Here is a 14,506-nt window from a genome sequence, read left to right on the forward strand (position 1 = left end):
GGTGAATCAATACCACCAAGTGCCTTGAACCCACAGGCGCGAAGCGCTGGCACGGCCATCCGAGTCCATGCCTTCCGTTGTGCGCCCTGGGTTCGATCCGGATTTTTGAGCCCAAGTGACCCGAAGGGCATGGCTACCCGATTTGCTCAAGTTGGCACCCAAGCCCCAACCTGCCAGGCCATACTTGTTGCGGCCCGTAGCAGTGGAAATCGAAGCGCCTTTGTCGTCGTGGTGCAAGCTGATGCGGCCTGCATCGTAAAAAGCCACCAGTTGCACTTGCCCTGCATCAGAAGACAGGCTTTGCCAGTCATAGCGCACCTCGATATTGGCGACCCAGCCAGAGTCACCCGTGGCTTCGCCCCCCACATAGGCGCGAACCCCACTCGGGCCACCCAAGCCAAATTTCTCGGAGGAGTCGAGGTTTTTGCCTGCAACTTGCCCATAAAAATTGGCCAACAAGGTGAACTGGTTGCCCAGTTTTTGCAGACGATTCGCGCTGTAGTTGAGCTTTTGAAAATGGCCCTGCGAGTTGTACCCAGAGGCATCTGCTTCTTTGTCAGCCGTCAAGCGCGACAAGTCGATCTGCCCAGCCGTTAAACCCAAACTGACATTGCTGAGCCCCCCGCCCGCAAAATTGTCAAGTTGGTCTGCAGACACACTGGCATTGAGCGTGTTGGCCCGCTTGTCTTTCAAGAGACCGCTGTTGGAGTCGTCTTTCAGCGCTTTGTGATTCAGGGCCAAACTGGCGTACACGTTCTGTGCGCGACTGCGCTGAATCGGATACGTCAATGACACCGCAGTTGTCTCTGAAGACCCCTTCAACCCCGCATCCACTCCAACCCCCTGAACAATTTTGTAGTTCATGGGACTCCAGGAGGCGCTGAGTCTCAGCCCATTGGAGCCAATTGGCAACGAATAGCCCAACCGCGCCAGATCCAGGCCTTGGGTGTGTGTGACGTTGAGGCTGTATTGATCACCCAAGCCTTGTGGGTCATTGATCTGCAAGCCGGCATTGATTTGGGCATTGCCCGTAAACCGGCTGCCATAGTTGTCGGCAATGGCAGAGCCCGACCACACAGGGCCCTCTTCCACATTCAGAACAATGCGTGTAGCCCCCGGGTTGGCACCTGGCTCCAGCTGGGCCCGGGCCGTGACCCCCGGCAAATCACCTGCGACCAGCAAGGTGCGCTCTAGGTTAGCCTCATTGGCCAAGGCACCCGGCTGCAGGTTGTAGCTTGCAATCGCTTCGATTTGGCTTTTGCCGATGCGCGTTGGCTTTAGCGCGTCCATCACCACCGAAAAAGCCCCGCCTTGACCATTGGCACCATCCAGATAGCCCGGTTGAATAGCAATTTCGATGTGTCCTTCTGTCACGTCTTGCTGCGGCAAGTAAGCTTGTGCCAAAAACCATTGCCGACTGCGCAGCAATTCGGTGGTTTGTTTTGCCAGGCGATCAAGCCCCGCAAAATCGACTTCCTGGCCCACCCAACGGGCCATCAAGGTCTGCATTTCCGGCGTTGACACCAGGGTTTCGGGCCCTGTGAACTTGAGTGTTTTGATGGTCACCCGTGGACCGCTCAACGGAGCTTCTGTTGTCGGGGCTTCTTGCTTGGGAAACTCGGGGATCCGATCTGCCTGGCGCATTTCTTGCCGGTTTTGCTGCTGCAAGATCGTGCCTGCATCAGTTTGGGCACACACGCCCGAACAGGCCAATGCGCTTTGTACAGCCATTAATTTCAGACCGTAATTTGTAATTTTTTGCATTTCATACCTTCAAATTATTGAGATGAGGATATGAACCGAATGGACTTTTAAAACTGCAATAAAGTCAAGATACAAGTTCCAAAATGACATTTATAGTATTTAAAACATCCAAAATTCTGAAAAACTACAATTTGAACGCACAATAAACTGCCAATTAGGCAGTTTTAAAAAGACATCAACGCCATATGAAAGACTTGGACCTGACCACGCTGCGGCTGTTTGTGGAGGTGTGCGATGCCAAAAGCATCAAGCGCGTGGCCGAACGCGAGCAGATCGACCCCTCGGCCATCACCAAACGATTGGCCAAAATGGAAGAACAATTGCAAACCCCTTTGCTCAAGCGGGTGAGGCAAGGTGTCGAGGCCACACCCGAAGGGGCTTTGTTCAGCGAACAAGCCAGACGACTGGTCAACGATGCACGCAAACTGTCTGACACCTTGCGGCAACGAAAAAGCGGCCTGAGCGGCACGGTCACGGTGGCATCGCACATGGCCAGCGCATCATCGGTCTTGACCGATGATCTGGCCTTGTTCATGCAGCTGCATGCACGCGAGGCAGTGCGGCTGAGCGTGAAAGAAATGATCAGTAAAGATGCGGTCCAAATGGTGCGCGATGGCCGAGCCCAGTTGGCGGTGGTGTGGGACAACACAGAAACCAGTGACTTGCAACATATGGACTACTACACCGATGTCGTGGCTGCAGTGATGCACAAAACGCATCCCTTAGCCCACAGATCAGAAGTAAGTTATGAAGAACTAATGCCCTACGATTTGATTGCAGACAAGCACACCCAGCACTCGCAGGCTTTGCTGCAAAGATCAGGGGGTATCAGCTGTGAAGATGCCCGCTTGGTTGTGCTGGTGGAGACCAACCAAAGTGCCATCCGTATGGCGGCGCACGGTGTTGGCATTTATGTCTGTCAAACAAAGATTGCCCAATTGCAAAGCTCGAACTTGGGTCTTGCCATTGTTCCGATCAGCAATATTTGGTCGCGCGTGAGGGTTAAATTGGTCTACAAATCCAATTTATTCAGTCCGTTGGCAAAAGCTCTGATCGACCATTTGGCCCACCAACACAAGGCACCACCCAAAAGCATCAGTCCAATGACACCTTGATGTGAGCCAGTTGGCCCGAGGTTCGATGCCAATCATCGCGCAACAGGTTTTCAAACTGCGCCACAGGCATGGGGCGGATCGTCACGCCCAATTGCTGCAAACGGGCTTTGGTCTCAGGCTCTTCAAACACCTTGGCCACCGCCCGGTTGATGTCTTGCACCGCAGTGACTGGCGTGCCGGCTGGTGCCAATAACCCCGTCCAAACTGTCCATTTGTAATGGGGATAACCAGATTCGTTCAGCGTGGGGACAGCGTGGACTTGGTCAGAGCGGCGGGTGTCGGTGCTGGCCAACATTTTGAGTCGGGCATCGGCTTTGTAAGCCTGCATGCTGAACGAAGAGACCATGGCGGCCTGAACGCGCTCGGCCAAGAGTTCGTGGATGATCTCGCCCGTGCCTTTCAGCGGCAGATGCACCATTTGCAAACCTGCCCGGTCCAAAAAAGCAGCCATGCCCACGTGCGTGGTGCTGCCGTTGCCAGCAGAGGCGAAATTGAAAGCAAGAGGTTGCGCCCGCACGCGAGCCACGAAAGAGGCGAGGTCTGGTGTTTTAAAACTGGTGGGCGTGACCAGCACAAAATCGGACGAGCCTGTGAACGCCACGCCCCGGAAGCTGTTGACCGGGTGGTAACTCAGCTTGGGGTAAAGCGCACCCGACAAGTGGTGACCAGATGCCGCCATCAACAAGGTATCGCCATCGGGCTTGGCATGGGCCACAAAGGCCGCGCCCAAAGTACCGCCTGCACCCGCTTTGTTGACCACCAGCACACGTGCATGCAACTCTTTCGCCAGCGGCTCGCTGATCATTCGCGCGAAAACGTCTTGCGCCGAACCGGCCGAAAATGGGACAACCAGCGTGATGGTGCGAAGGTCTTGTGCGCTGGCCGCAGCCAGGCCCACGGCCAGCCACAGCACACAGCGCACCAGAAACACCAGCACTTTCATCAACTCTTTTTGCGCGGCGGCAAACCCGTGTGCTGCGTGAGCAACTGGCCTTTTTTCGGCTGCCCCAAGCGCTTGGGCGCGGTGGACAGCGACACCGACGACTTCGCCCCGGCACCCGTGCTGTTTTTGCGCCGAGCGCTTTGGTAGCCCTCTTCGGCCAGTGGTTGCCAGTTCGGGATCAAATGGTGTTTGCCATTGCCGATCAAATCAGCCCGGCCCATGGCTTTGAGGGCTTCGCGCAACAGTGGCCAATTGTTTGAGTCGTGGTAGCGCAAAAACGCCTTGTGCAGGCGGCGGCGCTTGTCGCCTTTGACCACGTCCACCTTTTCGCTGTCGCGGGTGATCTTGCGCAGCGGGTTGCGGGTGGAGTGGTACATGGCCGTGGCCGTGGCCATGGGGCTGGGGTAGAAGGTTTGCACCTGGTCGGCACGAAAGCCGTTCTTTTTGAGCCAGATGGCCAGGTTCATCATGTCTTCGTCGCTGGTGCCCGGGTGGGCGGCAATGAAGTACGGGATGAGGAACTGTTTTTTACCGGCCTCTTCACTGTATTTGTCGAACATCGACTTGAAGCGGTCGTAGGTGCCGATGCCCGGCTTCATCATCTTGGACAGCGGGCCGCCCTCGGTGTGCTCTGGCGCGATTTTCAGGTAGCCGCCCACATGGTGCTGCACCAGCTCTTTCACGTATTCGGGTGACTGCACGGCCAGGTCGTAACGCAGACCTGAGCCAATCAAGATTTTCTTGATGCCCTTGAGGTTTCGCGCCCGGCGGTACATGTTGATCAGCGGGGCGTGGTCGGTGGTCAGGTTCTGGCAGATGCCGGGGAACACGCAGCTGGGTTTGCGGCAGGCCGATTCGATCTCGGGGCTGCGGCAGCCCAGGCGATACATATTCGCCGTGGGGCCGCCCAGGTCAGAGATGACGCCGGTGAAACCTTTGACCTTGTCGCGGATGTCTTCGACCTCGCGGATGACGGACTCTTCGGAGCGGCTTTGGATGATGCGGCCTTCGTGCTCGGTGATGGAGCAAAAGGTGCAGCCGCCAAAGCAGCCGCGCATGATGTTCACGCTGAAGCGGATCATTTCCCATGCGGGGATCTTGGTCGCGTGGTCGTGGCTGCCGTTTTCGTCGGCATAGCGTGGGTGCGGGCTGCGGGCGTACGGCAGGTCGAACACATGGTCCATCTCGGCGGTGGTCAGCGGGATGGGGGGCGGCGTGATCCACACGTCGCGCGCTGTATGACCCTCGCCGTGCGCTTGCACCAGGCAGCGGGCGTTGCCGGGGTTGGTTTCGAGGTGCAACACGCGATTGGCGTGGGCATAGAGCACCGGGTCGGACTTGACATGCTCGTAGCTGGGCAGACGGATCACGCTCTTGTCACGCGGCGGCACTTTGTGGGTGCCTTTGCCACGCAGTTCTGGGTTGGTCGAAATACCTTCGCGAGCAGGGGCTCGCTCCCACGAAGAAACGCCTTGCGCCCCTGTGAGCCCATTTTGAGGTTCCCCTGTGGGAGCTTGCCCCTGCAAGCGAATATTTGAACTGGCAGCCAGCGCGGCGTTCGGCACAAACTTCAAAGGCTGCACCTTCTGGTTTTCGCCATCGGCCACCGCATTGGCTTCATCCTCGCGGGCGCAAGTGGCACCCTGCTCCCGCGCTTGGTCCGAAATCATCAAATACGGGTTGATGTGCGCTTCCACATGGCCGGGCGTGTCCACGCTGGTGGAGTCGATCTCGAACCAACCCTCGGGCGTTTCACGCCGCACAAAGGCGGTGCCGCGCACATCGGTGATCTGCTGCACCGGCTCACGCGCGGCCAGGCGGTGGGCAATCTCGACAATCGCCCGCTCGGCGTTGCCGTACAAAAGCAGGTCGCACTTGCTGTCCACCACCACCGAGCGGCGCACTTTGTCCGACCAGTAGTCGTAGTGCGCGATGCGGCGCAGGCTGCCTTCGATGCCGCCCAGCACAATGGGCGTGTCCGGGAAAGCCTCTCGGCAGCGCTGGCTGTAAACGATGGCCGCGCGGTCGGGCCGTTTGCCGCCCACATCGCCCGGGGTGTAGGCGTCGTCGCTGCGGATTTTGCGGTCCGCTGTGTAGCGGTTGATCATGGAATCCATGTTGCCGCTGGTCACACCCCAAAACAGGTTGGGTTGGCCCAAGGCCTTGAAGGCGTCGGCACTGGTCCAGTCGGGCTGGGCGATGATGCCGACCCGAAAACCTTGGTTTTCCAGCATGCGGCCAATCACCGACATGCCAAAGCTGGGGTGGTCCACATAAGCGTCGCCCGTGACGATGATGATGTCGCAGCTGTCCCAGCCCAGTTGGGTCATTTCCTCACGGCTCATCGGCAAAAACGGGGCCGTGCCAAAGCGCTGCGCCCAGTATTTGCGGTAACTGGTCAGCGGTTTGGCGTCGCGCGGGAAGAAAGAGACGTCGGTGAAGGCGTTCATGGGCTCGGTATCGGGATAACCCGCTAGTGTAGGCGTTCGGGGGTGGGCTTGAACATCGAGCGGGTATTCCGACTGGGCGTGTCCGGGCGCCTCCTCACCCGCATGTGCATGATTGAATGAGGCCAACGCCGCTTGCCTGACAATCTCGAACATGCCGTTTTCTCTCGCCGCCCCTGCCCACCATGAACTGGTCATCAAGAAAAGCCGTTTCATCGCCTGCATCGAGCCCGTGGCCGGGCGCGAAGAGGCGCAGGCTCGGGTGGCCCAGCTGAAGGCCGAGCACCCCGATGCCGCCCATGTGTGCTGGGCCTTGTTGGCGGGTGGGCAGTCAGCGGCCAACGACGATGGCGAACCCGGCGGCACCGCAGGCCGCCCCATGCTGGAGGTGCTGCGGCACCAGGATCTGGAAGGGGTGATGGCATCGGTGGTGCGTTACTTTGGTGGCGTCAAACTGGGTGCGGGCGGGCTGGTGCGGGCCTACACCGATGCGGTGGCGCAAGCGCTGTTGACGGCCGAGAAAATCCCGCTCATCAAGCTGACACAGCTGGCCTGCAGCGTGCCCTATGCACTCGAAGGGCTGGTGCGCCGCGAAGTGGAGTTGGCCAACGCCCAGCTGCAGGATGTGAAGCACGGCAGCGTGGTGAGCTTGCACTTTGCGTTGCCCGAAACCCAAGCCGCCGCCGTGGTGGAACGCCTGAACGAAAGCGGCCGCGGGCAGTTGGTGTGGCTGAACACCGAGCTGACGGTGTAAAACCACACGGATAATGCCGGCCATGCCTGAAATCGCCCCTCTGAACCAACCCCGCTCCAAAACCGACCTCTTTGTGTCGTTCACCCTTCTGGCCCTGCAGGGCTTTGGCGGGGTGCTGGCGGTGGTGCAGCGCGAGCTGGTCGAGAAAAAACGCTGGATGACGCGTGAGCAGTTCGTCGAAGACTGGGCCGTGGCCCAGATCATGCCGGGCCCGAATGTGGTCAATCTGTCGCTGATGATTGGCGGCCGCTACTTTGGTTTACCCGGTGCTTTGGCCGGGCTGGCGGGCATGCTGGCCGCACCGCTGGTGGTGGTTTTGTTGCTGGCCGTGGCATTTGGTGGCGTGTCGGATGCCCAGTGGGCGCAAGGCGCTTTGCGTGGCATGGGCGCGGTATCGGCGGGGCTGATTGCCGCGGTGGGCCTCAAGTTGATCGGTGCCTTGCGCGGCAACCCCATGGGCATGCCGGTCTGCATGGCCCTGGCAGCCGCCAGTTTTGCGGGTGTAGGCTTGCTGCGCTGGCCCTTGGCCTATGTGTTGCTGGGTACGGGTCTGATGGCCTGTGGCTGGGCTTACTGGCAACTGGCCCAACAAGTCACCCGTGCCGGAGACGCGCCATGAACCCCGTATTGCAACTGTCGACTCAGGACTGGTTGAGCCTGTTCAACCATTTTGCTTCGCTGTCGCTGCTGGCCGTGGGCGGTGCCATCACCGCCGCGCCCGACATGCACCGCTATTTGGTGGACGAAACGCATTGGCTGAGCGATGCACAGTTCACCTCGTCGATCGCGCTGGCACAAGCTGCGCCGGGTCCCAACATCTTATTTGTGGCCTTGATGGGCTGGAACGTGGGGCTGAACGCCGCAGCCGGTTTGGGTGGCGGCTGGACAAGTGCGGCACTGGCGAGCTTGGGCGTGGTGCTCAGCATGGTGGGCATCATGCTGCCCTCTTCCATCTTGACTTACACGGCCACGCGCTGGGCGCACCAGCACCGCGAAAAACTCGGCATTCGGGCTTTCAAATCGGGCATGGCGCCCATCGTGATCGCCCTGCTGTTGGCCACAGCATGGCTTTTGACCGCCAGCCACAACCAGCCTGCACGCGACTGGCCGCTTTATGTGCTCACGGCACTGACCACACTGGTAGTCTGGCGCACCAAGCTGCACATGCTCTGGCTGATTGGGCTGGGCGCCCTGCTGGGTGCTTTGGGCTGGGTCTGAAGCTGAGTTCAGTCCGCCTCAGCGCGGGTTCTCGAAGAACACCGTATTCGAGTAATCGCTGACCTCGAAATACACTTTTTTCTCGCCGGGATCGGCAATCATGTTCAGGTTTTCATCCAGCACGCCGTAACCATAGCGGTAGGCACGCGGGGCCTTGTCGTCGGTACCCAAAGCCGTGCTGACCTTGTCCACCTTCAAGAAGCGACGAACCACTTTGTCGCCTGCATAAACCTCCATCACGCCGTTGGTGCCGGTCCAGTTCTGGATGTCACGGCTGATCTTGTTTTGCTGCTCTTGGGTGCAGGCGGTCAGCAGCGACAAGCCCATCAGGGCGGCGGCAAGCGTGGTGCGGGTGAACAGGGTTTTCATATGGGGGTCCTTTTTGTCAAGAATGCGGAATGGTGTGGGAGCGAGCCCCTGCTCGCGAATGTCTGCGCTGCCGCAGGCGATCGTGCTGAACCAGCATTCGGCCGCAGGGGCGGCCTCCTACAGAAATCCGCAAGCCGCACCAACGATCACGTGGGTCATGTACGCTGACGCAAAGCCTCGTAAAGGCAAACGCCACTGGCCACCGACACGTTCAGGCTCTCTACCGCGCCGCGCATCGGGATGCTCACCAGCTCGTCGCAATTCTTGCGGGTCAGCTGGCGCATGCCGTCGCCCTCAGCACCCAAAACCAGGGCTGTGGGCACTTTCAGGTCCGCTTGGTAAATGCTCCGTGGCGCGTCGCCGCTGGTGCCGATCACCCAGATGTTGCGCTCCTTCAGTTCGCCCAGGGTGCGCGCCAGGTTGGTCACCATGAAATACGGCATGGTTTCGGCCGCGCCGCTGGCCACTTTGGCCACGGTGGCGTTGATGCCTGCGGCATGGTCTTTGGGGGCGATGACCGCGTGCGCGCCTGCACCATCGGCCACGCGCAGGCAAGCGCCCAAGTTGTGCGGGTCGGTCACGCCGTCGAGCACCAGCAACAAAGGTGGCCCTTCCACGGTGTCGAGCAGGTCGTCCAGGGAATGGTTCTGGGGAATGGGCGAGACCAAGGCCACCACGCCTTGGTGACCGTGACCACCGGCCAGCTTGGCCAGTCGTTCACCATCGGATTCGATCATGCGCATGCCCGAATCACGGGCTTTGTCGATGAACTGCCGCATGCGGGCATCGCGACGCGTGACCTCGTAATGGATTTCAACAACGGATTGGGGGGCGATCTTGAGGCGAACGCCTACGGCATGAAAGCCGAACAGCACTTTGTGGGATGACATGTGTGGATTATCGTTGGTCCGCCATGCGCCGCTGGCCGCTTGCGGCAAACCAGCTTGATATTCAGGGCCGAGAGATGGCAGATTCAGACAGACGCCCTGCCTGAATCACCAGGCTGCGCTCGCAGCGGGCGGCCAATTGGCGGTCGTGCGTGACCAATACCAAGGTCGTGCCTTGCTCGCGGTTGAGCGCAAACATCAAATCCATGATGGCCTCGCCCGTGGCGTGGTCCAGGCTGCCGGTGGGTTCGTCGGCCAACAGCAAATCGGGTTGCACCACAAAAGCACGGGCCAAGGCCACGCGCTGCTGCTCCCCCCCGGACAGCACTTTGGGCAGGTGCTTGAGGCGCTCGCCCAGACCCACGCGCTGCAGCATGGCCGTAGCCTGGCTGCGGGCATCAGGTCGATCGGCCAGTTCCAGCGGCAGCATCACGTTTTCAAGCGCGGTCAGATTGGGCATGAGCTGAAAGCTCTGGAACACAAAACCCACGTGTTGGGCGCGCACCGACGCACGGTCGTCCTCGGACAAATCAAACAGCGATTGCCCCGCCAACACCACCTGTCCGGCGCTGGGCGTGTCCAGCCCGGCCAAAATGGCCAGCAAGGTGCTTTTGCCCGAACCGGAAGCACCGACAATAGCGGCTGTTTCCCCTGCGTTCAAAGAGAAATCGATATCGCGCAAAATGTCCAGCTGACCGCTGGCATCCTGCACACTTTTCGAGACGCCACGCACGGCAATGATGGATTCAGGCATGCACAAACCTTTGTTAAGACGACGTCACTTTAACTGGACCCTGCTGGCCCTTGCCGGCTGGGGCTTTGTCGCGCCCGTGAATGCCGCGCGCGCTCAGCGCATTCTGGTGGTGGGTGACTCGCTGAGTGCCGAATACGGCCTGGCCCGAGGCACGGGTTGGGTGGCCTTGCTGCAAAAGCAACTGGCGCAAGACAAACCGGGCGTGGAGGTGGTCAATGCCAGCATCAGCGGCGAAACCACCTCGGGTGGCCGATCACGCATGCCCGCCCTGCTGCAAAAGCACCAACCCAGCCATGTGGTGATCGAGTTGGGCGGCAACGACGCTTTGCGCGGCCTGCCCCTGAACATGACGCAAGACAATCTGCAAGCCATGACACGCCAAGCCCAGGCGGCGGGTGCACAGGTCACGCTGCTGGGCATGCAAATGCCCCCCAATTACGGGCCCGACATGGCCCGCCAATTTGAAGCCGCTTACGCCCAAGTGGCCAAAAGCCAAAAGGCGGCGCTGGTGCCTTTCTTTTTGAAAGGCATTGGCGACGACCCCGAGCCGCTCAAATGGTTCCAGGCCGACCGCATCCACCCCAATGAAGCCGCGCAGCCGCGCATGCTGGCCAATGTCTGGCCCACTTTGAAGAAACAACTGAAATGAGCGTTCACCTGATATCGGCCTTGGATGCCATGGCAAAACTGAACCAGTTTGACGCCATCCTCGACGCGCGTTCTGAAGGCGAACATGCCGAAGACCACCTGCCGGGCGCACAGAGCTGGCCATCGCTCAACAACGAAGAGCGCATCCGCGTGGGCACGCTGTACAAGCAGGTCAACCCGTTTGAAGCGCAAAAAGTCGGTGCCGCACTCGTGGCCAAAAACATCGCCCGCCACATCGAAACCCATGTGATGGACAAGCCGCGCAACTGGCAGCCGCTGGTGTATTGCTGGCGCGGGGGTAAGCGCAGCAACTCGCTGGCACTGATCCTGGGGCAGATCGGCTTCAAGGTACACCTGATCGAAGGCGGCTACAAGGCTTTTCGCAAAGAGGTGATGGAAGACACGCCGCGTCAGGCACAGCGCTTGCAGTTTCAGGTGCTGTGCGGTCCGACCGGTTCAGGCAAAACCCGTTTGCTGCAGGCATTGGCGCAAGAAGGCGCCCAGGTGCTGGACCTGGAGGCCATTGCATGCCACCGCAGCTCGGTGCTGGGCCTGATCCCCGGCACGCCTCAGCCCACCCAAAAAGCCTTTGACACGCAAGTGTGGGATGCGCTGCGCGGTTTCAGCGCAGACCGCCCCGTGTTTGTGGAAGCAGAAAGCAAAAAAGTGGGCAACCTGACGGTGCCCGCCGAGCTGATGGTGGCCATGCGCGCCAGCCCATGCTTGCGCGTGGACCTGTCGCTGGAGAACCGGGTGAACCTGTTGCTGGAAGACTATGCGTTTTTCACACAAGACCGCGCCCTGTTTGCGGACCGGCTTGAACGCCTGACCGCCCTGCGTGGCAAGGCCGTGGTGCAAGGCTGGCAAGAAAGAATCGAGCGGGGTGAAATGCGCGAGGTGGTGACCGAATTGCTGTCAGGTCACTACGACCCGGGCTACGAAAACTCGACAGGGAACAACTTTGTGCATTACGCCAAAGCCCCCCTGATCGCGCCTGCCAGCCACAGCATGACTGACATGCTGGCACTGGCCCGCAAACTGGTGCAGGCGCCGAAGTAACACGGCGGCAACTGCGGTTGCGGTTGAGCCGACGTGGCTGCTCTCAGGCTGGCGGGTTTTGCGGGTTGGCAGCGTCTGCGGCCGAAGGCTCGACAGAGGCCTCCTGTGCGTCGTCTGCACCCTCCGATTCCGAGCCGTCTTCAAGCAGCAGGCCTGATTTGCGGTCGGACTTGGCCTTGAGCTTGTCTTCTTTTTTGCGTTTCTTGGCCAGTTCTTTCTGGCGCTTTTCGAATCCGTAGTTGGGTGTGGCCAAGATGGCTCCTTTAATTTGAGCTGCCCAATGTAACAGCTTCTTCGGGGCTTTCTGCCCACTCGACACTGCCACGGTACGCGTGCCAGCTGGCATGACCCAACCAAGGTCCGACCACGATGATGCCCAAGGCCCATGGCCACAAGGCCGCCAGCACCAGAACGCTGAGCAACAAGCCCCACAGCACCATCACACCCAGATGCGAAAAAACCACCCGCATGCTGGTCAGCACCGCCGAAATGGCATCGGTGTCGCGGTCCAAAATCATGGGAATGGACACCACCGACAGGCCATAAACCAGCGCGGCAAAAGTGCCACCCACCGCCAGATAGACCAGCAGGAATTCGATGTTCTGCGGGTTGAACACCGCTTCGATCACCCCCGTGGTCGAAGGCATGCCGGTGTTGAAGAACACCGCGAACACGACCAGCGAAGCCCTGCCCCACAGCAACTCCAGCACCATGAGCACCAGGATCAACATGGCCATGCTACGGATATGCCGGTCCCAGCACATGAGCGATGTGGCCATATCGGGCACTTCGCCGCGCTCTCTTTTGCGGCTGACTTCGTACAGGCCCATGGCCAGAAATGGCCCCACCAGCAAGCAGCCCGACACCAGCGACAAGGTGTATTCGGGCTTGTGTTTGAACACCAGGGCCAGCACTTGGGCCATGCCCCAAAAGCAAAGACCATAAAACAGCGCAATGCCGGGATGACGGATCAGGTCTTGCCAGCCACGGGCCAACCAGCGAAATGGATCGGCGAAACCCAAGGGCCGCATATGCGACTGCGGGCCTTCTGGCGGCGGCGGCACATAAGGTGCGGCCATGGTGGGCAAATCTGCGCTGTTGGCAGCGACTGGGGCAATGGACGTGGCGTCAACGGTCATGGCAATCCGATCATCGGCAATGCGTTCAGATTACCCGGCGTGCACATGCTTGAACAGTCAGGAAACTACCAAGATGGTGCACAAATACACGGTGTGGCAAGCCCACCTAGGTGCTTTGCACTCAGGCCACGGGCAAGTGGGCTTGAGCCGATTGATGCAAGTCAAGAATCAAATCGTGCGCTGACTCCAGGCCTGTGGAAAAACGCACCAAGGTGCCACGCTTCAAATGCGCGGGCCAGCCCTGACGCATCGAGGCCAAGTCATAAGGCACGACCAAACTCACCGGCCCACCCCAGCTGTAGCCAATTTTGAAGAGCTTCAGGTGGTCGCAAAAAGCATCGACCTGCGCCTGGCTGTAACGGGCATCGATCATGACGCTGAACAAACCGGCGGCCAAGCCTGTGCCAGGGGTGCGTTCGCACACCGCTTGCCAATGCGCGTGACCGGGTGAGCCTTCAAATGCCGGGTGCAAGAGCTGTGCACATTGGGGCTGCGATTGCCACCAACTGGCCAATGCCCTAGCGGTCTGGTCATGCGCCTGGTAGCGCAACGCAATGCTGGGCAAAGAACGCAACACGGCTTCGGCGTCGTTGGCGGCCACGCCCAAACCCAAGCGCATGTGGCACAGCTTGATTTTCAGATGCAGGGCCGCGTCACGGGTGATGATGCTGCCCATCAGCACATCGCCTCCGCCACTGGGGTATTTGGTGAGGGCATGGGCGCTGATGTCAACAGCCAGACTGCCCTGCTCACCAGAGCCCGCGGCATCTGCCAGCAAATCAAACGGCTTGAAGGCCAAACCAGCACCCCAAGTATTGTCCAGAGCGGACAAAACGCCGCGAGCTTGGCAAAGGCGCACCAGCTCGGGCAGATCCGGAAACTCCATGCTGACCGATCCGGGTGCCTCCAGCCACACCAAGCGTGTGCGCGGGCCGATTTTGCGGGCCAGATCTTCCGGGTCCATCGGGTCGTACACCTGGTGCGTGATGCCGTAATGGCGCAACTCGCCTTCAGCCAGCGCCTTGTTGGGGCCGTACGCATTGTCTGGCAGCAGGACTTCATCACCCGTCTGTAAAACAGCCAAAGCCACGGTGGCCAAAGCGGCCAAGCCACTGGGCACCAGAACGCACTGGGCCCCACCTTCAAGGGTGCACAAACGCTCTTCGAGCGTGTAGGTTGTGGGTGTGCCGTGCAGGCCGTAGGTGTAGGCTGATTTGTCCTTCCATTCACGCTGGCGCATGTCGGCCACCGTCGGAAAGTAAACCGTCGACGCTTTGAACACGCCCTGCTGTGGCGCGTCAAAACCGGTGGGCGGCGTATAGGGGTGATGGATCAGCTGGGTGATGTCTCTGTGTGCTTTGCTCATCCCCACATCCTAATGCAAACGGCCTCCCGTAGGAGGCCGTTTG

The 14,506-nt window shown here is 59.8% G+C and carries 15 protein-coding genes; 6 read left to right on the forward strand and 9 right to left on the reverse strand.

Features of this window, described 5'->3' with window-relative positions; translation table 11 throughout:
- Positions 1-6: 6 nt before the first annotated feature.
- Positions 7-1,764, reverse strand: coding sequence for a ShlB/FhaC/HecB family hemolysin secretion/activation protein (locus tag ACZ5VE_RS07615; protein WP_464457396.1), 1,758 nt, complete (start codon positions 1,762-1,764; stop codon positions 7-9).
- A gap of 185 nt (positions 1,765-1,949) precedes the next feature.
- Between ACZ5VE_RS07615 and ACZ5VE_RS07620 the strand changes: the two genes are divergently transcribed.
- Positions 1,950-2,879 (forward strand): LysR family transcriptional regulator, encoded by a 930-nt coding sequence (locus ACZ5VE_RS07620; protein ID WP_464457397.1) that lies wholly within the window; start codon positions 1,950-1,952, stop codon positions 2,877-2,879.
- Here ACZ5VE_RS07620 and ACZ5VE_RS07625 read toward each other — a convergent pair.
- Positions 2,860-3,822 (reverse strand): Bug family tripartite tricarboxylate transporter substrate binding protein, encoded by a 963-nt coding sequence (locus tag ACZ5VE_RS07625; RefSeq protein WP_464457398.1) that lies wholly within the window; start codon positions 3,820-3,822, stop codon positions 2,860-2,862. The two genes, ACZ5VE_RS07620 and ACZ5VE_RS07625, sit on opposite strands and share 20 nt — an antisense overlap.
- Positions 3,822-6,272 carry a YgiQ family radical SAM protein gene (locus ACZ5VE_RS07630; protein WP_464457456.1) on the reverse strand — a complete coding sequence of 817 codons (2,451 nt, stop codon included), beginning with the start codon at positions 6,270-6,272 and terminating at the stop codon, positions 3,822-3,824. The genes ACZ5VE_RS07625 and ACZ5VE_RS07630 overlap by 1 nt, the downstream gene beginning before the upstream one ends.
- 151 nt (positions 6,273-6,423) lie before the next feature.
- Between ACZ5VE_RS07630 and ACZ5VE_RS07635 the strand changes: the two genes are divergently transcribed.
- The 3 genes from ACZ5VE_RS07635 to ACZ5VE_RS07645 are packed head-to-tail and all read left to right on the forward strand — an operon-like array spanning position 6,424 to position 8,241.
- Positions 6,424-7,023 (forward strand): IMPACT family protein, encoded by a 600-nt coding sequence (locus ACZ5VE_RS07635; protein WP_464457399.1) that lies wholly within the window; start codon positions 6,424-6,426, stop codon positions 7,021-7,023.
- A 13-nt stretch (positions 7,024-7,036) separates the two neighbouring features.
- The gene (locus ACZ5VE_RS07640) at positions 7,037-7,642 is read left to right on the forward strand and encodes a chromate transporter (RefSeq protein ID WP_464457400.1); all 606 of its coding nucleotides are present in this window, start codon (positions 7,037-7,039) and stop codon (positions 7,640-7,642) included.
- Positions 7,639-8,241, forward strand: coding sequence for a chromate transporter (locus ACZ5VE_RS07645; RefSeq protein WP_464457401.1), 603 nt, complete (start codon positions 7,639-7,641; stop codon positions 8,239-8,241). The genes ACZ5VE_RS07640 and ACZ5VE_RS07645 overlap by 4 nt, the downstream gene beginning before the upstream one ends.
- Before the next feature lie 18 nt (positions 8,242-8,259).
- Here ACZ5VE_RS07645 and ACZ5VE_RS07650 read toward each other — a convergent pair whose 3' ends face one another.
- From ACZ5VE_RS07650 to ACZ5VE_RS07660, 3 genes are all read right to left on the reverse strand, one after another.
- Positions 8,260-8,610: a hypothetical protein gene (locus ACZ5VE_RS07650; RefSeq protein ID WP_464457402.1), complete on the reverse strand. Its 351-nt coding sequence runs from the start codon at positions 8,608-8,610 to the stop codon at positions 8,260-8,262.
- Positions 8,611-8,765: 155 nt separating this feature from the next.
- The gene (gene rlmB / locus ACZ5VE_RS07655; RefSeq protein ID WP_464457403.1) at positions 8,766-9,500 is read right to left on the reverse strand and encodes a 23S rRNA (guanosine(2251)-2'-O)-methyltransferase RlmB; all 735 of its coding nucleotides are present in this window, start codon (positions 9,498-9,500) and stop codon (positions 8,766-8,768) included.
- A gap of 61 nt (positions 9,501-9,561) precedes the next feature.
- Positions 9,562-10,251, reverse strand: coding sequence for an ABC transporter ATP-binding protein (locus tag ACZ5VE_RS07660; protein ID WP_464457404.1), 690 nt, complete (start codon positions 10,249-10,251; stop codon positions 9,562-9,564).
- Between ACZ5VE_RS07660 and ACZ5VE_RS07665 the strand changes: the two genes are divergently transcribed.
- Complete coding sequence (locus ACZ5VE_RS07665) at positions 10,250-10,900, forward strand: arylesterase (RefSeq protein WP_464457405.1); 651 nt, start codon at positions 10,250-10,252, stop codon at positions 10,898-10,900. The genes ACZ5VE_RS07660 and ACZ5VE_RS07665 overlap by 2 nt on opposite strands.
- Positions 10,897-11,958, forward strand: coding sequence for a tRNA 2-selenouridine(34) synthase MnmH (mnmH, locus tag ACZ5VE_RS07670; protein WP_464457406.1), 1,062 nt, complete (start codon positions 10,897-10,899; stop codon positions 11,956-11,958). Before ACZ5VE_RS07665 ends, mnmH begins: the two co-directional genes overlap by 4 nt.
- 43 nt (positions 11,959-12,001) lie before the next feature.
- On the opposite strand, the gene ACZ5VE_RS07675 is transcribed toward mnmH, so the two are convergent.
- The 3 genes from ACZ5VE_RS07675 to ACZ5VE_RS07685 all read right to left on the reverse strand — a co-directional run bounded on the left by ACZ5VE_RS07675 (position 12,002) and on the right by ACZ5VE_RS07685 (position 14,463).
- Positions 12,002-12,211 (reverse strand): hypothetical protein, encoded by a 210-nt coding sequence (locus tag ACZ5VE_RS07675; protein ID WP_464457407.1) that lies wholly within the window; start codon positions 12,209-12,211, stop codon positions 12,002-12,004.
- A gap of 10 nt (positions 12,212-12,221) precedes the next feature.
- Entirely contained in the window at positions 12,222-13,097 is an 876-nt protein-coding gene (locus ACZ5VE_RS07680; protein ID WP_464457408.1) for a DUF2189 domain-containing protein, read from the reverse strand.
- Between the two features lie 121 nt (positions 13,098-13,218).
- Entirely contained in the window at positions 13,219-14,463 is a 1,245-nt protein-coding gene (locus ACZ5VE_RS07685; RefSeq protein ID WP_464457409.1) for a PLP-dependent transferase, read from the reverse strand.
- Between the last annotated feature and the right edge of the window lie 43 nt (positions 14,464-14,506).

This window comes from Limnohabitans sp. INBF003 (assembly GCF_055396645.1).